17 protein-coding genes and 2 pseudogenes are annotated in these 21435 nt (G+C 65.3%); 9 read left to right on the top strand and 10 right to left on the bottom strand.

The genetic code is table 11. The features are described 5' to 3' along the window. From ACK5IR_RS15265 to ACK5IR_RS15230, 8 genes and pseudogenes are all read right to left on the bottom strand, one after another. Positions 1–1969: malate synthase G (locus tag ACK5IR_RS15265; protein ID WP_416930030.1), on the bottom strand; the 1969-nt coding region annotated here is incomplete at its 3' end. 257 nt (positions 1970–2226) lie between these two features. Further along, positions 2227–4365 (bottom strand): annotated as a pseudogene (gene pnp / locus ACK5IR_RS15260) (polyribonucleotide nucleotidyltransferase). 280 nt (positions 4366–4645) lie between these two features. After that, positions 4646–6112 carry a sodium/proline symporter PutP gene (gene putP / locus ACK5IR_RS15255; protein ID WP_416930029.1) on the bottom strand — a complete coding sequence of 489 codons (1467 nt, stop codon included), beginning with the start codon at positions 6110–6112 and terminating at the stop codon, positions 4646–4648. A gap of 210 nt (positions 6113–6322) precedes the next feature. Next, positions 6323–6592, bottom strand: coding sequence for a 30S ribosomal protein S15 (gene rpsO / locus ACK5IR_RS15250; RefSeq protein WP_416930028.1), 270 nt, complete (start codon positions 6590–6592; stop codon positions 6323–6325). 164 nt (positions 6593–6756) lie between these two features. After that, positions 6757–7911: an N-acetylglucosamine-6-phosphate deacetylase gene (gene nagA / locus ACK5IR_RS15245; RefSeq protein ID WP_416930027.1), complete on the bottom strand. Its 1155-nt coding sequence runs from the start codon at positions 7909–7911 to the stop codon at positions 6757–6759. Then, complete coding sequence (locus tag ACK5IR_RS15240) at positions 7908–8939, bottom strand: SIS domain-containing protein (protein WP_416930026.1); 1032 nt, start codon at positions 8937–8939, stop codon at positions 7908–7910. Before ACK5IR_RS15240 ends, nagA begins: the two co-directional genes overlap by 4 nt. A gap of 2 nt (positions 8940–8941) precedes the next feature. Then, positions 8942–9706 (bottom strand): GntR family transcriptional regulator, encoded by a 765-nt coding sequence (locus ACK5IR_RS15235; protein ID WP_416930025.1) that lies wholly within the window; start codon positions 9704–9706, stop codon positions 8942–8944. After that, positions 9703–10578 carry a BadF/BadG/BcrA/BcrD ATPase family protein gene (locus ACK5IR_RS15230; RefSeq protein ID WP_416930024.1) on the bottom strand — a complete coding sequence of 292 codons (876 nt, stop codon included), beginning with the start codon at positions 10576–10578 and terminating at the stop codon, positions 9703–9705. The genes ACK5IR_RS15235 and ACK5IR_RS15230 overlap by 4 nt, the downstream gene beginning before the upstream one ends. A gap of 175 nt (positions 10579–10753) precedes the next feature. Here ACK5IR_RS15230 and ACK5IR_RS15225 point away from each other — a divergent pair, with 175 nt between their 5' ends. The 7 genes from ACK5IR_RS15225 (at position 10754) to pheT (ending at position 19326) form a co-directional block, all read left to right on the top strand. After that, positions 10754–11638, top strand: a complete 885-nt coding sequence (locus ACK5IR_RS15225) for an N-acetylmuramic acid 6-phosphate etherase (protein ID WP_416930023.1) — start codon at positions 10754–10756, stop codon at positions 11636–11638. 49 nt (positions 11639–11687) lie between these two features. Further along, entirely contained in the window at positions 11688–12944 is a 1257-nt protein-coding gene (locus tag ACK5IR_RS15220) for an ABC transporter substrate-binding protein (protein ID WP_416930022.1), read from the top strand. 82 nt (positions 12945–13026) lie between these two features. After that, positions 13027–13956, top strand: a complete 930-nt coding sequence (locus tag ACK5IR_RS15215) for a carbohydrate ABC transporter permease (protein ID WP_416930021.1) — start codon at positions 13027–13029, stop codon at positions 13954–13956. Between the two features lie 10 nt (positions 13957–13966). Then, complete coding sequence (locus ACK5IR_RS15210) at positions 13967–14806, top strand: carbohydrate ABC transporter permease (protein WP_416930020.1); 840 nt, start codon at positions 13967–13969, stop codon at positions 14804–14806. Then, a complete protein-coding gene (locus ACK5IR_RS15205; protein WP_416930019.1) occupies positions 14803–15834 on the top strand; it encodes a Gfo/Idh/MocA family protein in 1032 nt (343 codons plus the stop codon). The genes ACK5IR_RS15210 and ACK5IR_RS15205 overlap by 4 nt, the downstream gene beginning before the upstream one ends. Beyond that, positions 15831–16832, top strand: coding sequence for an ABC transporter ATP-binding protein (locus ACK5IR_RS15200; RefSeq protein WP_416930018.1), 1002 nt, complete (start codon positions 15831–15833; stop codon positions 16830–16832). Before ACK5IR_RS15205 ends, ACK5IR_RS15200 begins: the two co-directional genes overlap by 4 nt. Positions 16833–16917: 85 nt before the next feature. Beyond that, positions 16918–19326, top strand: a complete 2409-nt coding sequence (pheT, locus tag ACK5IR_RS15195) for a phenylalanine--tRNA ligase subunit beta (protein WP_416930017.1) — start codon at positions 16918–16920, stop codon at positions 19324–19326. Positions 19327–19362: 36 nt separating this feature from the next. On the opposite strand, the gene ACK5IR_RS15190 is transcribed toward pheT, so the two are convergent. Further along, positions 19363–20082, bottom strand: a complete 720-nt coding sequence (locus ACK5IR_RS15190) for a glutathione S-transferase family protein (protein ID WP_416930016.1) — start codon at positions 20080–20082, stop codon at positions 19363–19365. A gap of 177 nt (positions 20083–20259) precedes the next feature. On the opposite strand from ACK5IR_RS15190, the gene mscL reads away from it, so the two are divergent. Further along, positions 20260–20673: a large-conductance mechanosensitive channel protein MscL gene (mscL, locus tag ACK5IR_RS15185; protein ID WP_416930015.1), complete on the top strand. Its 414-nt coding sequence runs from the start codon at positions 20260–20262 to the stop codon at positions 20671–20673. A gap of 81 nt (positions 20674–20754) precedes the next feature. Here the strand turns inward: mscL and rpsU are convergent, their stop codons facing one another. Beyond that, positions 20755–20961, bottom strand: coding sequence for a 30S ribosomal protein S21 (gene rpsU, locus ACK5IR_RS15180; RefSeq protein WP_005614280.1), 207 nt, complete (start codon positions 20959–20961; stop codon positions 20755–20757). A 116-nt stretch (positions 20962–21077) separates the two neighbouring features. Between rpsU and ACK5IR_RS15175 the strand changes: the two are divergent. Beyond that, a pseudogene (locus tag ACK5IR_RS15175) lies at positions 21078–21435 on the top strand (COQ9 family protein); the annotation flags it as partial.

Raw genomic sequence — 21435 nt, 5'->3', positions numbered from 1 at the left:
CCTTCATCACCCCGGTCTCGCTGACGATTCCGTGGTGAATCCAGTTGATCAGCATCTGCGAGGATATCCGGCAGGTGGCGCGATCCTCCATCAGGCCGACATCGTTGATATCGGGCACCTTGGAGCAGCCGACGCCATGATTCACCCAGCGTACGACATAGCCGAGGATCCCCTGACAGCAATTCTCGACCTCGGCGGCGATGGACTCGCCGGACAGCGCGTCACGGATCAGCGGGATCGCCAGCAAATCGTCGAGAGATGTTCCGATCGCCTCGCCGGCGATCCGGTCGAGCCGCTCGAACACATCGACCATATGGTAATGCGTGGCGTGCAGCGTGGCGGCGGTCGGGCTGGGTACCCAGGCACAGGTGGCGCCGGCCTGCGGGTGGCCGATCTTCTGCGCCAGCATGTCGGCCATCCGGTCGGGCATGGCCCACATTCCCTTGCCGATCTGTGCCCGGCCCTTGAGCCCGCAGTCGAGCCCTGCCCGCACGTTCAGCGCCTCGTAGGCCATCAGCCACGCCGCCGTCTTCATTTCCGACTTCGGCACAACCGGTCCGGCCTCCATCGAGGTGGAAATCTCGTCGCCCGTCCGGTCGAGAAAACCGGTGTTGATGAAGCAGATCCGGTGCCTTGCCGCACCGATACAGGCGGCAAGATTGACCGAGGTGCGCCGCTCTTCGTCCATGATGCCGATCTTGACCGTGTGACGCGGCAGGCCGAGGATGTCCTCGACCCGGGCAAAGACCCGGTCGGCAAAGGCAACCTCGTCGGGTCCATGCATCTTGGGTTTGACCACATAGACCGAGCCGGCGGGGGAATTCACCGGTCCGTCCGGGCGCCTGAGATCGTGTATCGCGATCATCACGGTGACCAGCGCATCGAGCAGCCCTTCGGGTATCTCGCGGCCCGTGGCGTCCAGCACCGCCGGCGTCGTCATCAGGTGGCCGACATTGCGTATCAGCATCAGCGACCGCCCCCTGAGCGCCTGCGGTGTCCCGGCGGGGTCGATACAGGCGATGTCCGGATTCAGCCTGCGGGTAAAGGTCCGTCCACCCTTGGTGACCTCCTCGCTCAGGTCGCCCTTCATCAGCCCCAGCCAGTTGCCATAGGCATGCGCCTTGTCCGGCCCGTCGACGCAGGCAACCGAATCTTCCAGATCCATGATGGTGGAAATGGCCGCTTCCAGTATCACATCGGATATCCCGGCCGGATCGGTGGCGCCGACGGCGGAGGACGGATCGCGCACCACGCGGATATGGAGCCCGTTGACCTTCAGCAGCACCTCGCGAAGCGTTCCGTCGTCCTGGCTGGTGACCACGCCGGCAAAGGCCGCGGGGTCGGCAAGCGCGGTGAACCCTTCGCCCAGCACGAGCCCGAGATTGCCGCCGTCGAAGGTGAAACCGCCGACATCCGACCAGCGCCCGGCAGCGAGCGGCACTGCCCGGTCGAGATGCGCCTTCGCCCAGGCGATCACCTCCTGCCCGCGCACCGGATCGTAATCGCCGGGCGCGGGCGGGTTTCCCAGCGCGTCGGTTCCATACAGTGCGTCATACAGGCTGCCCCAGCGGGCATTGGCCGCGTTCAGTGCATAGCGTGCGTTGGTGACCGGCACGACAAGCTGCGGACCGGCGACCGAGGTGAACTCGGGGTCGAGGTTTTCGGTCTGCAATGTGAAGGAGGCGGGCTTCGGCACGATATAGCCGATCTTTTCCAGAAATGCCCGATACTCGGCCGCGTCGAATCCGTCGCCCCGATGCCCCAGATGCCAGGCGTCGATCTGCTGGTGCAGATGGGCGCGAATGTCCAGAAGCTCGGCGTTGCGCGCGGCAAAAGCATCGACAAGCGCCGCCAGCCCCGACCAGAAATCGCCGGCGGCCACATCGGTGCCCGGCAGCGCCTCGTCCTCGACGAACCGCGCAAGGGTCTCTTCGATCTTCAGTCCGCTGCGCTCAAGATAGATGTCCACGGCTCCCCTCCGCCCCGATACCTGTTAGCGATCCCGGGGAAAGCCTAGCAGAAACCGCCCGACCATCAAACGTTCCGCTGCTGCGAATGCAATATCGGCCCCGGTCCGCGCCGGCGGTGGGAACCGGACCGTACCTGCCGGGACCCCGGAGGCGCAAACGCAAAGGCCCCGGCGGGTGCCGGGGCCTTCGATTCCGAAAGACCACGCAGGCCCGGAACGTTCGGGCGCGCTGGGCTTCGACGTGGCGCCGAAGCGCGTCAGTCGTCTTCTTCCTTTTCCTTCGCCGCTTCCTGACCGGTCTCCTGATCGACGACCTTCATCGACAGGCGGACCTTGCCGCGATCGTCGAAGCCGAGCAGCTTGACCCAGACCTCCTGGCCTTCCTTCAGCACATCCGAAGGGTGGTTGAGGCGGCGATTCTCGATCTGGCTGACATGGACCAGACCGTCGCGCTTGCCGAAGAAGTTCACGAAGGCGCCGAAATCGACGATCTTGACCACCTTGCCCTTGTAGATCTTGCCAACCTCGGGCTCGGCCACGATCGACTAGATCATGTCATAGGCTTTCTGGATGGCTTCGGCGTTGGGCGAGGCGATCTTGATGACGCCATCATCGTTGATGTCGACCTTGGCGCCCGAGGTCTCGACGATCTCGCGGATCACCTTGCCGCCCGAGCCGATCACCTCGCGGATCTTGTCGGTCGGGATCTGCATGGTCTCGATGCGCGGGGCATGGGCCGAGAACTCGGCGCGGCCTTCGTTGATCGCCTTGCCCATCTCGCCCAGAATGTGCATCCGGCCGTCCCGGGCCTGTGCCAGCGCCTTGCGCATGATCTCGGGCGTGATGCCGGCGATCTTGATATCCATCTGGAGCGAGGTGATGCCAGCCTCGGTGCCCGCCACCTTGAAGTCCATGTCGCCGAGGTGATCCTCGTCGCCGAGGATATCGGTCAGCACCGCGTAAGAGCCGTCTTCCTCGAGGATCAGGCCCATGGCGACGCCGGCGACCGGCGCCTTGAGCGGTACGCCCGCATCCATCATCGACAGCGAGCCGCCGCAGACCGAGGCCATCGACGACGAACCGTTCGATTCGGTGATCTCCGAAACGATACGGATCGTGTAGGGGAAATCCGTCGGTGCCGGCAGAACCGCCTGCAGGGCCCGCCAGGCAAGCTTGCCATGGCCGATCTCGCGCCGGCCGGGGCCGCCGACACGTCCAACCTCGCCGACCGAGTAGGGCGGGAAGTTGTAGTGCAGCAGGAAGTTCGAGCGGAAATTGCCATGAAGCGCGTCGATGATCTGCTCGTCCTCGCCGGTGCCCAGCGTGGTGACCACCAGCGCCTGGGTCTCGCCCCGGGTGAACAGCGCCGAGCCGTGGGTGCGCGGCAGCAGGCTGACCTCGGCGTCGATCGGGCGTACCTGGGTCGTCGTCCGGCCGTCGATGCGTATGCCGTTCTTCACCACGTCGCCGCGCAGGATGCCGGACTCCAGCTTCTTGAGCGCCGGGCCGAGATTCGGGTCCTCCTGCTGCTCTTCGCTCAGCGCGGCGGCGATCTTCTCGCGGGCCGCAGCAACGGCGTTGACGCGTTCCTGCTTGTCGCGGATGGCATAGGCCGCGCGCATGTCGGTCTCGCCCGCGGCCTTCACCGCGGCGTAGAGGGCGGAATAATCCGGCGGCGCGTAGTCGAAGGGCTCCCTGGCGGCCACTTCGGCCAGCGAGATGATCAGGTCGATCACCGGCTGGAACTGTTCGTGCGCGAAGGTCACCGCGCCCAGCATCTCGTCTTCCGAAAGCTCATAGGCCTCGGATTCGACCATCATCACCGCGTCTCTGGTGCCGGCGACAACCAGATCGAGCCGCTGCTCGGGGTTCAGCCGGAGCTGGTCCATATCGGCCACTTCGGGGTTCAGCACGTAGGCGCCATTGGCGAAGCCGACCCGGCAGGCGCCGATAGGCCCCATGAAGGGCACGCCCGAGATGGTCAGTGCGGCCGAGGCGGCGATCATTGCCACGATATCGGGGTCGTTGACCAGATCATGGCTCAGAACGGTGCACATGACGAGCACTTCGTTCTTGAAGCCGGGGGCGAAGAGCGGGCGGATCGGCCGGTCGATCAGGCGCGCGGTGAGCGTCTCCTTCTCGGAGGGGCGCGCCTCGCGCTTGAAAAAGCCGCCGGGCACCTTGCCTGCGGCATAGTATTTTTCCTGGTAATGAACCGTAAGCGGAAAGAAATCCTGCCCCGGCCTGGGCTCCCTGGCAAAGGTCACGTTGGCCATCACCGAGGTCTCACCGAGAGTCGCGATCACGGTGCCGTCAGCCTGACGGGCAACCTTGCCGGTTTCGAGCGTGAGGGTTTCCTGGCCCCACTGCATCGACTTTTTCACTTCATTGAACATCTAGCGTATCCTGTAGGGGAGCGCTCCCGGGCGCATCCCGGGTCTCCCGATTGAATGGCGGCCCCATTGCCGCCGATCCCTGATATCCTTCGTCACGGTGCCGGGATCTCTCGCACCACGTCTCAGATTGGGCGCGTGTACAGGAATTCAAGGGGGTTGGAAAGTGGGCGTGCCCGCCAAAATGCGCGGTGCCGGCATCGCCGGCACTGCGCGGAATGTCTGCTTCAAGGCGCCCGCCCGGCTGCCGGCCGGGCGGGCGCCGCAACGGGCTCAAACCGGGTCAGGCGGTCTTGAACGTGCGGTATTCGCCCCGGTCGGGGGTGGCGAGGCTGACCGCGACGATCGCGATCCAGGCGGCGACAAAACCGGGTACGATTTCATACAGCCCCTGACCCATGAAAGATGAACTCAGCCCCAGCGCGATCCATGCAATCACCACCACGGCACCGGTAACCAGACCGGCGACGGCCCCGGCCCCGGTCATCCGTTTCCAGGTCAGCGACAGGATGATCAGCGGACCGAAGGCGGCGCCGAACCCGGCCCATGCGTTGGCGACCAGCCCGAGCACCTGCGAATCCGGGTTGTTGGCGATCGTCATCGCCACGATCCCCACCGCTAGCACCGCCAGCCGGCCGATATTGACCAGTTCGCGTTCGCTCGCATGCCGCTTGAACGCGGCGCGGTAGATATCCTCGGTCAGCGAGGAGGAGGCGACCAGAAGCTGGCTCGACACCGTCGACATGATCGCCGCCAGCAGCGCGGCATAGAGGAAACCGGTAACAAGCGGGTGGAACAGCAGATTGGCCAGAATGATGAAGATTGTCTCGGGGTCGGCCACCTCCAGCCCCATGCGCTCGGCATAGGCGCGGCCGAAAATACCCACGGCGATGGCGCCGATCAGCGATACCGCCATCCAGCTCATGCCGATATTGCGCGCCTTCGGCACATCGGCGACGCTGCGCACCGCCATGAAACGCACGATGATATGGGGCTGGCCGAAATAACCCAGCCCCCAGGCCACGGTCGAAAGCCAGCCCAGAAAGGTCACACCGGTAAACAGCGACAGAAAGTTGGGGTCGATCGCCGTCAGCCGCTCGGCCGCCTGCCCAACGCCGTTGCCGCCGTCTGTGGTCAGAACGACGATGGGCATGATGATCAGCGCCAGCATCATGATGATGCCCTGGACGAAATCGGTCAGGCTGACGGCCAGGAAGCCGCCCATCACCGTATAGATCAGCACGATCCCCAGCGTCAGCATCACGCCTACCATGTAGTTGCTGCCGAAGGCGCTGGCGAAAAGCTTGCCGCCACCGACCAGGCCCGAGGCGGTATAGACGGCGAAGAACACCACGATGACAACCGCCGAGACGATCCGCAGCAGCCGCGCCGTGCTGGGAAAGCGGTTGCCGAGAAAACCGGGTATTGTCAGGCTGTTGTCGTATTGCTCGGTCTGCTGGCGCAGGCGCGGCGCGACGACGATCCAGTTAATCCACGCGCCGACGAACAGCCCGATGCCGATCCAGGATTGCGCCAGCCCCGAAACGAAAAGCGCGCCGGGCAGGCCCAGAAGCAGCCAGCCGCTCATGTCCGAAGCGCCGGCCGAAAGCGCCGCGACCGCAGGCGGCAGGTTGCGCCCGCCGAGCATGTATTCTTCGGAACTCGATGTGGATTTCATCCATGCATAGACGCCGATAGCAAGCATCAGCAAAAAATAGGCGGCAAGACTGAACCAGATTCCGGGCTGCATGCAACACTCCTTATCTTGATACGCACCACTTCGCGCCAGAGTTGCACGAACCTGTGAACAAGGACAGCCCCTTGTCCCAGTGTGCCGGATCCGGCGCCACTGGCAACGAAGCGCGCCGAAACACGGGTTGAGTGCCGGATTCGGCAGCGCATATGAAAACGCCCGCGTGGGTCACGCGGGCGTTTTTCCGTAAGTGGCGGTCGTTCTGCCTCAGCGGCGGATGCTCAGACGCTGGATGAGATCCTGATAGCGGGGCTCGTCCTTGCGCTTGAGGTAGTCCAGCAGCTTGCGGCGCTGCGCGACGAGCTTCAGAAGACCACGGCGCGAGTGGTTGTCCTTCTTGTGGGTCTTGAAATGCTCGGTCAGCGTATTGATGCGCGAGGTCAGGATCGCGACCTGAACCTCGGGTGAGCCGGTGTCGCCCTCCCTGGTCGCAAAATCCTTGAGAACGCGGGCTTTATCTTCGACTGTGATCGACATCGGGGTCTCCTTCAGCTTCAGGGTTCATGGCGCAGGCCGGGATGTCGTCCAGCAGGGCCCGTGGAGAGGTTTTCGCGCCGAAACGGCGCAGATGGGCGCGTATAGGGGAAAACCACCGGCGGCGAAACCCCTATTTTGCGGCGCGCGGCGGCAATTCGCTTTCGTCAGGCAACGGGTTGGCCGGCACACCAGACGCCGCGCAATTCGCCCTGCGGATCGAGGTGGACGAAATCGGCCCGGCGGCCCGGCGACAGCCGGCCATGGATGTCGCCCAGGCCCATCAGGTCGGCGGGGATCGAGGTTGCCATGGCCAGTGCTCCGGCGTGTGGCAGGCCGGAGTTTTCCGTCAGGTTGCGGATCGCCGTCGCCATGTCGAGATCGGCACCGGCCAGCGTGCCGTCCGCCAGCGTCAGCCTGCCGTCGCCGCGTTCGATGCGGCGACCGTTCAGCACGAAATGACCGGCGTCGGTTCCGGCCGGTGCCATCGCGTCGGTGACGAGGAAAATCCGCCCCGGCCCGGTCTTGGCGGCAAGCGCGATGCGGATCGCCGCCGGATGGACATGCAGCAGGTCGGCGATCAGCCCGGCCGAAAGCCGCCCGTCGTCCAGCGCCGCCCCGACGAGGCCGGGCGCGCGATGCCCAAGCTGGCTCATCGCGTTGAACAGATGCGTCACGCAACGGGCGCCGGCATCGGCAGCGGCGATACAGGTGGCGAAATCGCTGTCGGTATGGCCGAGCGAGACCACAGCGCCGGCATCGGCGAGCGCTTGGATCTGGGCCGGCGTCACGCTTTCCGGGGCGACCGTCAGCATCAGGGCCGGCAGGTCCGCCGCAGCCCCGATCAGCATGTCGAGGTCCGACGGCGCCATCGGCCGGATCAGCGACGGATCGTGCGCCCCCTTGCGGGCAATCGACAGATGCGGGCCCTCAAGGTGCAGCCCCGCGATGCCGGGCACGCCCTGCGCGATCGCCTCGCGGGTGGCGGCGATGGCGGCACGGGTGTGTTCGGGTGTATCGGTGATCAGCGTTGGCAGGATGGCGGTCGATCCGAGCGACGCATGGGCACCGGCGATGGTGGCAAGCGCCGCGACGGTCTGCGTATCGTTGAACATCACGCCGCCACCGCCGTTCACCTGAAGGTCGACGAACCCCGGCGCCAGCGTGCCCGATACCTCGCGCCGCATTGCGTCCGCCGGAACCTCGCCTTGCGGCAGGATCGCCGCGACCTCGGCCCCGTCCAGCAGCAGGGCACAACCGGTGCGCAGGCTGTTTCCGTCGAAGATCTCGGCTCCGACAAAGGCGGTTGCCGGGTTTCTCATAGCGTTTCCGTCACCTTTCTCAGGTGACGCGGGGCGTCGGGATCGATACCGCGCGACACCGCGAAACGTTCGACCATCGAATAGAACGAAACGATCAGGCTGACCGGATCGGTCAGCGGGTGATCGGTGCGAACGTGGTCGATGGGTGTCGCGTGCCGGGCGCCCGGGCTCGAAACGAAAACCCGCGCGCCCTTTTGCGCGATCTGATCGGCGATCTCGGTCACGGTCTTTTCCGCCGCGTCGGCGGCGGCGAAACACAGGACCGGAAACCCCTCGCCGACGATGGAGACCGGCCCGTGCAACACCTCGGCCGAGGAATAGCTTTCGGCGTGAAGCTGGCAGGTTTCCTTGAACTTCAGCGCCGCCTCGTTCGACATTGCCCAGGAGGGGCCGCGCCCGAGGGTAAAGAGCGAATGCTCGCCGCCGATGGCGCCGCGCACCTCCGGCCAGTCGATCCGGGTTGCGCGCTCCAGCAGCGTGGGCAGCCGGCGCAGGGCGGCGATCAGTTCGCCGTCGCCCTTCCATTCGGCCAGAAGCAGCAGTCCGGCGACAACCGAGTTGACGAATGTCTTGGTGGCGGCGACCGACCTTTCCGGTCCGGCCAGAATGTCGAGCGTGTGGCTGCAGCTTTCGGCCAGCGGAGAATGGCGGTGGTTGGTGATCGCCATCGTCAGCGCGCCATCGCGCCGGGCGGTCTGGGCAAGTTCGACGATATCGGGGCTTTTCCCCGATTGCGAAACGGCGATGCAGAGGCTTTTTCTCAGGCGAAGCTCCGCCCCGTAGATCGAGGCGACCGAGGGGCCGACCGAGGCGACCGCCAGCCCCAGCAACAGTTCGCTTGCGTATTTGAAATAGGTGCAGGCGTGATCGGACGATCCGCGCGCGATGGTGATGGCAAAGGCCGGGTCGCGCGCGGCGGCGGCAAGGGCCGCGTTGGCGATGGCGGTGCTGCCGGTCGACAGCAGGCGGTCGACGGCGGCCGGGATCTCGTCGATCTCGCGCCGCATCTGGGTCTGGTTGTCCAGCATGGTCAGTCCTGTCTTTTGGCTAGTCGCAACTCGGCCACGAAATCGTAGGCGTCGCCGCGATAGGTGGATCGGGTAAATTCGGCGACGCGGCCGTTGTCGAGATAGGAGCGGCGCTCGATCCGGAGGCCGGCGTCGCGCGGTTCCAGATTCAGCAGGCGGGCCTCGTCGGCGCCCAGGTTTATCGCCGAGATTTTCTGTAACGCCCGCACCGGGCGGGCGCCGAGCCGTTCGAGTTCCTCGTAGAGCGATGTTTCGACCCGCAGCGGATCGGGCAGGATATCGAGCGGCAGCGCGGCCCGTTCGATGGCCATCGGCCGGCCGCCCGCGCTGCGCAGGCGCGACAGCCGGGCCACGGAATCGCCCGACGGCAGGGCAAGCGCCACCACCTCCTCGGGCGAGGGGACGAAGACGCCGCGTTCGAGCCATGTCGCCTGCGTGTCCATGCCGCGCCGCGCCATGTCCTCGGTGAACGAGGTGAGGCGCGAAAGCGATTGCTCGACCCGCTGCCCGGTCGCCTTCACGAACGATCCCGAACCCTGCCGCTGGACGACGATGCCGCGTTCGACCAGATCCTGTATCGCCTTGCGTACGGTGACCCGCGACAGCCCGGTCATCGCCGCGATCTCGCGTTCGGGCGGCAGCGGCACGTCGGGCGTGAATATCCTCCGGGCGATGCCATCCTCGATCCGCCTGCGCAGCCGCACGTAGCGGGGGCCGGCGCCGCCCTCCATCCAGTTGGCGGGGGTGAGGAAGGCGTCAACGCTCATGCACCGTCTTCCTCCCTTGCGCGCAATCTGGCGGCGAGAATCAATGCGCCGTCGAGCGCCGTCCCGCGCGGCGGGATCGACGCGAGGCCAAGCCAGCGACCATAGGCCGGCCCCAGCCCGCCGGTCAGGCAAAGCGGTTCGGCCGGCGTCCAGCCCAGCCGGTCGAGCCCGCGGCGGATATAGGCCGCCCCTTCCGTCATCAACCTTGTCGCCAGCGGATCGCCCGCTTCGGCGGCATCGACGATGCGTACGGCCAGCCGCGCGTAATCGACCGGCCGGGAGCGCAGCGAAAACTGCACCACCGCGCCGGGGTCGTTTCCGTGTTCGGCCAGCAACGCGCCGGCAAAGGGCGTCATCTCGGCCAGACCGTCGACCGCCAGCATCAGCTCCTCGAAGGCGCGGCGCATGAGCCACGCCCCGGCGGCCTGATCGCCGATGTAGAACCCCCAGCCCCCGAGGCCGGTTATCCGCCCCGCGACCTGCCGTCCGAGGAACGAGCCGGTGCCGATGGCGGCAACCGCCCCGTCGGCATCGCCAAGCGCCCCCGCAACGGTGGTGGGCCGGTCGTCGGTGACGCAAACCCGGCCGACCGGCAATTCCGCGGCGACCCGGCTGGCAATGGCGGGACTCATGACGCCGGCAAGGCCCACGTGGGCGGTGGCCCGCGCGATATCGCCCATTGTCAGGCCTGCCGAATCGGCGGCGTCCGCCAGCGCCGCCAGAACGGTCGCGACCGCGCCTGCGAAGTCGGTTGAAACATTGGCCGGCCCGCGCCTGCAATCGAAGCGTTCGCCGTCGACAGCCAATGCGACGCGACAGGAGGTTCCACCTCCGTCGACGCCGATCAGAATCTGGGGCGAAGCGTGCTGCATGGGATACCTTTATAATACCTATTGTCGGTTTTGAAGCGATATTTTATCTACAATTCCGGGGTGATCCACTATCAAAAGATAGTATTCGGGCTATTTCGACTATATGCAGAAAAATATGGTGGACAAAAGGTATTTAAAAGGTATTGTTCTGTCAACGTGCCGCAGGGGGGAACCAATGAATCGCCGAACGACCGAGGAACTGCATCCTGACGCGCCCGGTCTCGACACGCGCCCGCTTCCCGAGGTTGCCGAGGTTCTTCTTGCCGGACAGAAGGCGGCGATCGGGTCGATCATGCGGGCCGGCGACGCGCTGGCGCGGGGCGCCGAACTGATGGCCGGCGCCATTCGGGCGGGACGCAACCTTCATTATGTGGCGGCGGGGTCGTCCGGCCTGATGGCGCTGGCCGATGCGTCGGAGCTTGGGGCCACTTTCGGTCTGGATGCCGACAGGGTGAATATCAGCATGGCCGGCGGCGTTCCGACCGGCGCGCATATGCCCGGCGATACCGAGGACGACGTTGCGGCCGCGCGGGCCGCTGCCGGGCGCGTTTCTTCCGGCGACGTGGTCATCGCGCTCAGCGCAAGCGGGACGACACCCTATCCACTGGCGTTTCTCGATGTGGCGCGGCAGCGGGGTGGCCGGACCATCGCCATCGCCAACAACGAAGGCGCGCCGATGTTCGACGGGGCCGATGTGGCGATCCTGCTGGCGACCCCGCCCGAGGTGATCGCGGGTTCGACCCGTATGGGGGCAGGAACGGCGCAGAAGGTGGCGCTCAATGTCATGTCGACGCTGATGGGCGTTGCGCTCGGTCATGTGCATGACGGGATGATGGTCAACCTGCGGGCCGACAATGCCAAGCTGCGTCAGCGGGCGGCGGGCATGGTCGCCCGGATCGCGGCGGTTTCGCCGGACAGGGCGCAGGCCTGCCTTGCCGAATCCGGCGGGGCGGTCAAGCCGGCCGTGCTGCTGGCGGCGGGTGTCGGTTCGCCGGCGGCGGCCGGGGAGCTGCTCGAACAATCGGGGGGGCGCCTGCGCGCCGCCTTGGCACGGATCTGAATACCGGCGGGCAGGACCGTCAAACGCATTCAACAGGGAGAGAGAAGACATGAAAAGATCAATCATCGGCGCGGCATTGCTTGCCGGTACATCGCTGACCGCGATTCCGGCATTCGCGCAGGACGTCACGCTGACCATCGAAAGCTGGCGCAACGACGACCTGACATTGTGGCAGGACAAGATCATTCCCGCCTTCGAGGCCGCCCATCCGGGTGTCCGGCTCAACTTCACCCCCTCGGCACCGGCCGAATACAACGCCGTGCTGAACTCCAAGCTCGACGCGGGCTCGGCCGGCGATCTCATCACCTGCCGTCCCTTCGACGCATCGCTTGCGCTTTACGATGGCGGCAAGCTGGCCGATCTGAGCGACCTGGAGGCGATGGCCAACTTCTCGGGCGTGGCCAAGTCGGCATGGCAGACCGATGACGGATCGGCCACATTCTGCGTGCCGATGGCCAGTGTGATCCACGGCTTCCTCTACAACAAGGAAGCCTTTGCCGAACTTGGGATCGAGCCGCCGAAAACCGTCGACGAGTTCTTTTCCGTGCTCGACAGGATCGCCGAGGACGGCACCTACATTCCAATGGCGATGGGCACCAACGACCAGTGGGAAGCCGCGACCATGGGGTATCAGAACATCGGCCCGAACTACTGGAAAGGCGAGGAAGGCCGCCTGGCGCTGATCAGGGGCGAGCAGAAGCTGACCGACGACGCGTGGGTCGCGCCCTACCGGCAGCTTGCACGCTGGAAGGATTACCTCGGCGACGGGTTCGAGGCGCAGACCTATCCCGACAGCCAGAACCTCTTCACCCTCGGGCGCGCCGCGATCTATCCGACCGGTTCGTGGGAAATCTCGGGCTTCAACACCCAGGCCGATTTCGAGATGGGCGCCTTCCCGCCGCCGGTCGTCGCCGAGGGCGATACCTGCTACATCTCGGATCATACCGACATCGCCATCGGGCTCAACGCCGCCTCGCCCAATGCCGAGGCCGCGAAGGCCTTCCTCAACTGGGTAGGTTCCGAGGAATTCGCTTCGCTCTACGCCAACGCGCTGCCCGGGTTCTTCTCGCTTTCGAACCACGAGGTGGCGATGGAGGACCCGCTGGCGCAGGAGTTCGTCTCGTGGAGGAGCGATTGCGAGAGCACCATCCGGTCGACCTATCAGATCCTGTCGCGGGGCACACCGAACCTCGAAAACGAGACGTGGAACGCCTCGGCACAGGTGATCAAGGGTGCGGAGACGCCCGAAGAAGCTGCCAGCCGTCTGCAGGACGGTCTGGCAAGCTGGTACGCGCCACAACAGTAGGCGTCACCACTCACACTGGCCCGGACGTTTCCTCCCCGTCCGGGCACTTCTCAACCTCCGCAGTCCCGACAGGTAGCGACCCATGGCAGATACCGGCCGTTCGCCCCGCATCAGGTGGCACATCCTGCTGTTTCTTGCCCCGGCGGTGATCGTCTATACCGCCGTGATGATCTTTCCGCTGTTCAACACGCTGCGGCTCGCACTCTATTCGGCGACCGGACAGGGGGGGCGCGAGTTCGTCGGGCTGGCGAATTTCCATACCCTTTTCGGCGATGCGCTGTGGTCGAAGCAGTTCTGGAACGCGCTGGGAAACAACTTCTGGTTCTTCTTCATCCACATGATCGTCCAGAACCCGATCGGCATCATGCTTGCGGCCATTCTCAGCCACCCGCGCCTGCGTTTCGCCCATCTCTACCGCTCGGCGATCTTCATCCCGACGATCCTCAGCTTCGTCATCGTCGGCTTCGCCTGGAAGCTGATCCTGTCGCCGATCTGGGGTATTGCCCCCTCGCTGCTGGATGCGGTCGGGCTGAAAACGCTGTTCCAGCCCTGGCTGGGGAAAGAGGAATACGCGCTGACCACGCTGGCGCTGATCTCGGTCTGGCAGTTCGTCGGCATTCCGATGATGCTGATCTACGCCGCGCTGCTGTCGATCCCCGAGGAGATACTGGAGGCCGGCGAATGCGACGGCATCACCGGCATGTCTGCCTTCTGGAAGATCAAGCTGCCGCTGATCCTGCCGTCGATCGGGATCATCTCGATCCTGACCTTCGTGGGCAATTTCAACGCCTTCGACCTGATATATACCACGCAGGGCGCACTGGCCGGGCCCAACTTCTCGACCGATATCCTCGGCACCTTCCTTTATCGCACCTTCTTCGGCTTCCAGTTGCAACTGGGCGATCCCCACATGGGCTCGGCTATCGCGACGGCGATGTTCGTGGTCATCCTGATCGGGGTCTGCATCTATCTCTTCGGCATCCAGACGCGGCTGCGCCGCTACCAGTTCTGAGGAGCGCGCGATGAACAAGGCCCGCCGCAACCCGCTCAACACCGCGCTCGCCCATGTGATCCTGCTGAGCTACACGGTGATCGCGCTGTTTCCCGTCTTCGTGATCGTCGTCAACTCGTTCAAGACCCGCAAGGCGATCTTCCGCGAACCGCTGGCGCTGCCCGATTCCGGGACCTTCTCGATGATCGGCTACCAGACGGTGATGAAACAGGGCGATTTCTTCCTCTACTTCCAGAACTCGATGATCGTCACCGTCTGCTCGCTGTTCCTGATCCTGCTGTTCGGCGCGATGGCGGCCTTCGCGCTTTCCGAATACCGGTTCCGGGGCAACACGCTGATGGGGCTCTATCTTGCGCTCGGCATCATGATCCCGATCCGCATCGGCACCGTGGCGATCCTCGAAATGATGGTTGCCTCGGGGCTGGTCAACACGCTGACGGCGCTGATCCTCGTCTACACCGCGCAGGGGCTGCCGCTGGCGGTGTTCATCCTCAGCGAATTCATGAAGCAGGTCTCGGACGACCTGAAGAACGCCGGCCGCATCGACGGGCTGAGCGAATACACCATCTTCTTCCGCCTCGTGCTGCCGCTGGTGCGCCCGGCGATGGCGACGGTGGCGGTTTTCAACATGATCCCGATCTGGAACGACCTGTGGTTCCCGCTGATCCTCGCCCCGGCCGAGGCCACCAAGACGCTGACGCTGGGCAGCCAGGTCTTCATCGGCCAGTTCGTTACCGACTGGAACGCGGTGCTGTCGGCGCTTTCGATGGCCATCCTGCCGGTGATGATCCTCTATGTCATCTTCTCGCGCCAGCTTATCCGCGGCATCACCTCGGGGGCAGTGAAATGATACGCACGCTCATTGCCGGTCTCGGCAACATGGGGCTCAGCCATGCACTGGCCCACCACGACCATCCCGGCAGCACGATCGTCGGGCTGGTGGACCGCTCGGGGCGGGATCTGCCCGGCGCGTTGGCGGGTTATCCGCGGTTCGGCGATTTCATCGGGGCGCTGGCCGAAACGGCGCCCGATCTGGTCTGTATCGCCACCTATTCGGACAGCCACGCCGATTATGCCGTTGCGGCGATGGAGGCGGGCGCACATGTCTTTGTCGAAAAGCCGCTGGCGACAAGCGTTGCCGATGCCGCGCGCGTGGCCGATACAGCGGCGCGGCTGAACCGCAAGCTGGTGGTCGGGTACATCCTGCGCCACCACCCTTCGTGGCAGCGCCTGATCGCCGAGGCGCGCGATCTGGGCGGTCCCTACGTCTTCCGGCTGAACCTCAACCAGCAATCCGACAGGCCGGCCTGGCAGACCCACAGGCAACTGATGCAGACCACGTCGCCCATTGTCGATTGCGGGGTGCATTACGTCGACGTGATGTGCCAGATCACCGATGCCGCGCCGGTCCGCGTACATGGCATGGGCCTGCGCCTGTCGGACGAAATCGCACCCGACATGTACAACTACGGCCAGTTTCAGGTGTTTTTCGCCGACGGCTCGATCGGCTGGTACGAAGCCGGCTGGGGACCTATGATGTCCGATACCGCCCATTTCGTGAAGGATATCGTCTCGCCCAACGGTGCGGTTTCCATCGTCTCGCCAGCCGATCCGGGTTCGGACGATGTCGAGGGGCACACCAAGGTGGGCAGCCTGAAGATTCATCGCCTTACCGGTGACGAAATGGTGGATTTCCCCGGCGAGCCGGGCCATCAGGACCTTTGCGATGCCGAACAGGCCTTCATGATCCGGACCATCGCCGAAGATATCGACCTGTCCCGCCATGCCCGGGACGCGGTGCAGTCGCTCCGCGTCTGTCTTGCCGCCGACGAGAGCATCCGCACCGGCCGCGTTATCGAACTCGAGGACACGAAATGACCGCGCTGAACCTGAAAAACGTCTGCAAGTCCTTTGGTGAGGTCAGGGTTCTCAGGAACATCGATCTTGCGGTGGAAGAAGGCGAATTCGTCGTCTTCGTCGGTCCGTCGGGCTGCGGCAAGTCCACCCTGCTGCGCGTTATTGCCGGGCTGGAGGATGCCACCTCGGGCACGGTGGAAATCGGCGGGCAGATCGTCAACGCAGTGCCCCCCGCCAAACGCGGCATCGCGATGGTGTTCCAGTCCTACGCGCTCTACCCGCACCTGACGGTCGAGGGGAACATGGCGCTGGGGCTGAAACAGGAGGGAATGCCGAAGCCCGAGATCGCCGCCCGGATCGACAAAGCCAGTCGCATGCTGTCGCTTGGCGAATACCTCGGGCGCCGTCCTTCCGAGCTTTCGGGCGGCCAGCGCCAGCGCGTCGCCATCGGGCGGGCCATCGTGCGCGAACCGAGGCTGTTCCTGTTCGATGAGCCGCTGTCGAACCTTGATGCCGCCCTGCGCATGAAGACGCGGATCGAGATCGCAACCCTGCACCGGGCGCTGGATGCCTCGATGATCTATGTCACCCACGACCAGACCGAGGCGATGACGCTGGCCGACAAGATCGTCGTCCTGCGCGACGGGGTGGTCGAACAGGTCGGCGCGCCGATGGATCTCTATAACGACCCGGTCAACCGGTTCGTTGCCGGGTTCCTCGGTGCGCCGTCGATGAACTTCCTGCCCGCGACCGAGGCGGGCGGCAGGCCCGACCTGACGCTTGGAATCCGCCCCGAGAACCTGACCATTGCGGGCGAGGGGCCGCTTGGCGGCCACGTGACGCATGTGGAGAAGCTGGGGGGCGATACCAACGTCCTGCTGACCTCCCCGGCGGGTCACGAGATCACGGTGCGGCTGTTTGGCCAGCACGACATTTCCCCCGGTATCGACGCGCGCCTCGCCTTCGATCCGGCGCGGGCCTATTACTTCGACGAGGCCGGCCAGCGTGTCCGCGGCTGAGCCGAATATGGTTCTTCCGGCCCTTCACCCCACGCCCCGGATCGGCTAAGCACACGCGACCTTTCCGCTGCCGCAGGGGCTTTGCATGAAATTCACGCTTTCCTGGCTCAAGTCCCATCTTGAGACCGACGCCACGCTGGACGAGATCCTTGATGCGCTCACCGATCTCGGGCTCGAGGTCGAGGGGGTCGAAGACCCCGTGGCGCGGCTGGGCGACTTTACCATAGGCAGGGTGATTTCGGCCGAGAAACACCCCGATGCCGACAGGCTCAACGTCTGTCAGGTCGAAACCGACGAGGGTATGAGGCAGATCATCTGCGGCGCGCCCAATGCACGGGCGGGCATCACCGTGGTGGTGGCCAGGCCCGGCACCTATGTGCCCGGCATCGACACCACCATAGGGGTGGGCAGGATTCGTGGCATCGAGAGCTTCGGTATGATGTGTTCGGAGCGCGAGATGGAACTCAGCAACGAACACGAAGGTATCATCGAGCTTCCCTCGGGCGAGGTCGGGCAGCGGTTCGCCGACTGGCTGGCCGAACATGCGCCGGAAAAGATCGACCCGGTGATCGAGATCGCCATCACCCCCAACCGCCCCGATGCGCTGGGGGTGCACGGTATCGCGCGCGATCTGGCGGCGCGGGGTCTCGGCCGGCTGATCGCGCAGGAGGTGGTGCCGGTGCCCGCTGCCTTCACCTCGCCGCTCGGCGTCGGCATCGACGAGGATACGCGCGACGGCTGCCCGCTGTTCTGCGGCCGGCTGATCCGGGGTGTGCGCAACGGCCCGTCGCCGCAATGGCTTCAGGACCGGCTCCGTGCCATCGGCCTGCGCCCGATCAGCTTTCTGGTCGATGTGACCAACTTCTACACCTACGACCAGAACCGCCCGCTGCACGTCTTCGACGCCGACAAGGTGAAGGGTAACCTGCGGGTGCACCGCGCCAGGGGCGGCGAGCGGCTTCTGGCGCTGGACGGCAGGGAATATGCCTTCTTGCCCGGGCAGATCGTCATTTCCGATGACGAGGGTCCCGAGAGTATCGCCGGCATCATGGGCGGCGAGGCGACGAGTTGCACCGACAAGACCGTCAACGTCTTTGTCGAGAGCGCCTATTGGGATCCGATCCAGACCGCCCATGCCGGACGGGCGCTGAAGGTCAGTTCCGACGCACGCTACCGGTTCGAGCGCGGGGTGGATCCGGCCTTCACGTCCGTGGGGCTGGAGATGGCGGTGCGGATGATCGTGGAGCACGCCGGCGGCGAGGCATCGGAGATGGTCGTCGCCGGGGCGGTGCCCGACACCGACCGCGCCTATCGGCTCGATCCGCAGCGGGTCGAAAGCCTCGTCGGGATGGCGATCCCCGAGGCGGCACAGCGGGCAACGCTCGAAGCGCTCGGCTTCCGCTTCGACGGCGACATGGCCCATGTGCCAAGCTGGCGCCCCGATGTGACCGGCGAGGCCGATCTGGTCGAGGAAGTGGCACGCATCGCCTCGCTGACAAAACTCGAGGGAACGCCGCTGCCGCGCGCCCGTCCCGGCGTGCCAGAGCCGGTGCTGACGCCGATGCAGCGCCGCGAGGGGGCCGCGCGGCGGACGATCGCCGCGCTCGGGTATAACGAATGCGTTACCTATTCATTCATCGACGAAGGCGCGGCCGCGCTTTTCGGCGGCGGTACCGCCGCGACGCGGCTGGAAAACCCGATCTCGTCGGAGATGAGCCATATGCGCCCCTCGCCTCTGCCGGGGCTGCTTCAGGCGGCGGCGCGCAATCAGGCGCGCGGCTTTGCCGACCTGGCGCTGTTCGAGGTCGGCCCCGCCTTTCACGGCGGCGAGCCGGGCGAACAGGCGCAGGTCGCCGTCGGCCTGCTGGTGGGAGGCACCGGACCACGGGATGTGCATGGCGTGCGCCGCCCGGTCGATCCGTTCGACGCCAAGGCCGATATCGAGGCGGTCCTCGCGGCGGCGGGCGCACCGGCCCGGGTGCAGATCCGGCGCGATGTGCCGGGCTGGTTCCACCCGGGCCGTTCGGGCGCGATCTGCCTCGGGCCGAAGAACGTTCTGGGCGTTTTCGGCGAACTGCATCCGCGCGTGCTCGAGGCGCTCGACGTCAGGGGGCCGGCGGTCGCCTTCAGCATCGATCTGGCCGCCGTTCCGTTCCCCAAAGCGAAAGGGACGGGCAGGGGGGCGCTGGAACTGGCGGATCTTCAGGCGGTCGAACGCGATTTCGCCTTTGTCCTCGATGCCGGTGTTCAGTCGCTCGATGTGGTCAACGCCGCCGCCGGTGCCGACAAGGCGCTGATCGAGGAGGTGCGCGTCTTCGACGAATTCCACGGGCCGAAGGCCGAGGCGCAGATGGGGCCGGGCAGGAAATCGCTCGCCATCACCGTGCGCCTCCAGCCCAGGGACAAGACCCTGACCGACGAGCAGATCGAGGCGGTAAGCGCCACGATCATCGAAAAGGTCGCCAGGGCGACCGGAGGCGTGTTGCGAAGCTGATCGTCGCCTCCGGCCCCGGTCTTCCCGCCGTTCGGATCAGTCGCGCGGCGGGATGTTAAGGCCGCGCTGCACCGCCGGCCGCGCCGTGAAGCGGCTGACATAGGCAGCGACGGCCGGAAAATCCTGCCAGCCCAGCACGCCGAGCGCGTTGTAGCCGGTATCGAGCGTTCGGATCCATGGCGCAACGGCGATATCGGCGATGGAGAAATCGCCGGCGATCCAGTCGCGCTGCGAAAGCTGCCCCTCCAGCACCCCAAGCAGGCGCCGCGCCTCGTTGATGTAGCGCTCGCGCGGGCGCGGATCCTCGATCTCGCGTCCGGCGAAGGCGAAGAAATAGCCCAGTTGCCCGAACATTGGCCCCACGCCGCCCATCTGGAACATCAGCCACTGGGTGACGATGGCGCGGTCGCGCGCCGTCGTGCCGATCAGCCTGCCGGTCTTGTCCGCCAGATAGAGCAGGATCGCGCCCGATTCGAACAGGCCCAGCGGCTTTCCGTCCGGGCCGTCGGGGTCGATGATCGCCGGGATCTTGTTGTTCGGATTGAGCGACAGGAATTCGGGGCTTTTCACATCCTCGTCCGACAGCGTGACCCGATGCGCCTCGTAGGGCAGGCCAAGCTCTTCGAGCGCGATCGAGATCTTCACCCCGTTGGGCGTGGGAAAGGAATAGAGCTGGATACGGTCGGGGTGCTGTGCCGGCCAGCGGCGGGTGATGGGAAAATCGTCAAGGCGTCGGGCGATGGTCTGGTCTGACATGGTGTCCTCTGTCTGTGTTTGCGCCTTCCTAAGCGGTTGCCGGGGCGGATGCATCTCTCGCAAGCCGAGAGACACTGTGCGGAAAGTCGCAGTCCGAAGGGGCGTTGACCAATCCGGCAGTCTGGCTAGTTTGCCGCATAGGCCCGGTCGGGGCGCAAATCCAAGGAGACTCTTCCAATGATCAAGGAATTTCAGCAGTTCATTGCCCGCGGCAACGTGATGGACATGGCGGTCGGTATCATCATCGGTGCCGCCTTTACGGCGATCGTAAGCTCGATGGTCGATGATCTGATCAATCCGCTCATCAGCCTGTTCACCGGCGGCATCGATTTTTCGAGCCTCGGCTTCACCATCGGTTCGGGCGAGGATGCGGCGACCTTCGCCTATGGCAAGTTCATCATGGCGGTGATCAATTTTCTCATCATCTCGTGGGTCGTCTTCCTGCTGGTCAAGGGCGTGAACCGGGTCAAGGAAGCCACCATGGGCAAGGACGAGCCGGCCCCCGAAGAGCCCAAGGGCCCGACCGAGACCGACGTGCTGATCCAGATCCGCGACCTGCTGAAATCGGAACAGGGAAGCGGTGCGGCCTGATCTTCGCCGCAGGCAAAAGAAAACCCCCGGGCCAACGGCTCGGGGGTGACAAGCGGCGCATGCCGCCGGTTCGCACGGGGATCAGAGAAGCCCTTCGCGCTGCGCCTTCTTGCGCGCCAGCTTGCGTGCACGGCGAATCGCTTCGGCCTTTTCGCGTGCCTTCTTTTCGGAAGGCTTCTCGAAGTGCTGCTTGAGCTTCATTTCACGAAAGACGCCTTCGCGCTGCAGCTTCTTCTTGAGCGCACGGAGTGCCTGATCGACGTTGTTGTCGCGAACACTGACCTGCATGTGGTTGTCACCACCTTTCTGTTAGAGTTGCATGTGCTTGCAGGAAGCACCGATATAGCAACGGTGCGGCGGCCTGTCTACTGGCCGCGCGGCGAAATTCGTAGTGAGAAACCATCATGACCGATACAGGCCAACAGACGGAACCGGGATCGCGGCTGCTCGACGCGGTGCTCCCCCATGTCGGTTTCGACGGCTGGGGCGAGCAGAGCCTTCGCGCCGCCTGCGAGGATACGGGTATCGACCCCGGGGCGGCACGGGTCCTGTTTCCGCGCGGCGGGGTCGATCTGGCGCTCGCCTATCATGCGCGCGGCGACGAGTTGATGCTGGCGCGGCTGCGCCAGTCGGATCTGCCGACGATGCAGCTGCGCGACCGGATTCGCGCCGCGATCCGCTACCGGATCGAGGCGATCGACGACAAGGAGGCGGTGCGCCGGGGGGCTGCCCTGCTGGCGCTGCCGCAATATGCCGGCGACG

The organism is Tropicimonas sp., from assembly GCF_047971885.1.
Taxonomy (GTDB): Bacteria; Pseudomonadota; Alphaproteobacteria; order Rhodobacterales; family Rhodobacteraceae; genus Tropicimonas.
Note: the sequence above shows the minus strand (reverse complement) of the source record. Positions and strands in the feature narration are given on the sequence as shown.

Excerpts from the sequence above, each read along its gene's own strand:
- ACK5IR_RS15200 (WP_416930018.1), top strand. The coding sequence starts at position 15,831 with ATGACCGCGCTGAACCTGAAAAACGTCTGCAAGTCCTTTGGTGAGGTC.
- ACK5IR_RS15210 (WP_416930020.1), top strand. The coding sequence starts at position 13,967 with ATGAACAAGGCCCGCCGCAACCCGCTCAACACCGCGCTCGCCCATGTG.
- putP (WP_416930029.1), bottom strand. The coding sequence starts at position 6,112 with ATGCAGCCCGGAATCTGGTTCAGTCTTGCCGCCTATTTTTTGCTGATG.
- ACK5IR_RS15235 (WP_416930025.1), bottom strand. The coding sequence starts at position 9,706 with ATGAGCGTTGACGCCTTCCTCACCCCCGCCAACTGGATGGAGGGCGGC.
- pheT (WP_416930017.1), top strand. The coding sequence starts at position 16,918 with ATGAAATTCACGCTTTCCTGGCTCAAGTCCCATCTTGAGACCGACGCC.
- rpsU (WP_005614280.1), bottom strand. The coding sequence starts at position 20,961 with ATGCAGGTCAGTGTTCGCGACAACAACGTCGATCAGGCACTCCGTGCG.
- ACK5IR_RS15225 (WP_416930023.1), top strand. The coding sequence starts at position 10,754 with ATGAATCGCCGAACGACCGAGGAACTGCATCCTGACGCGCCCGGTCTC.
- ACK5IR_RS15230 (WP_416930024.1), bottom strand. The coding sequence starts at position 10,578 with ATGCAGCACGCTTCGCCCCAGATTCTGATCGGCGTCGACGGAGGTGGA.
- ACK5IR_RS15190 (WP_416930016.1), bottom strand. The coding sequence starts at position 20,082 with ATGTCAGACCAGACCATCGCCCGACGCCTTGACGATTTTCCCATCACC.
- ACK5IR_RS15215 (WP_416930021.1), top strand. The coding sequence starts at position 13,027 with ATGGCAGATACCGGCCGTTCGCCCCGCATCAGGTGGCACATCCTGCTG.
- rpsO (WP_416930028.1), bottom strand. The coding sequence starts at position 6,592 with ATGTCGATCACAGTCGAAGATAAAGCCCGCGTTCTCAAGGATTTTGCG.
- ACK5IR_RS15220 (WP_416930022.1), top strand. The coding sequence starts at position 11,688 with ATGAAAAGATCAATCATCGGCGCGGCATTGCTTGCCGGTACATCGCTG.
- ACK5IR_RS15240 (WP_416930026.1), bottom strand. The coding sequence starts at position 8,939 with ATGCTGGACAACCAGACCCAGATGCGGCGCGAGATCGACGAGATCCCG.
- ACK5IR_RS15205 (WP_416930019.1), top strand. The coding sequence starts at position 14,803 with ATGATACGCACGCTCATTGCCGGTCTCGGCAACATGGGGCTCAGCCAT.
- mscL (WP_416930015.1), top strand. The coding sequence starts at position 20,260 with ATGATCAAGGAATTTCAGCAGTTCATTGCCCGCGGCAACGTGATGGAC.
- nagA (WP_416930027.1), bottom strand. The coding sequence starts at position 7,911 with ATGAGAAACCCGGCAACCGCCTTTGTCGGAGCCGAGATCTTCGACGGA.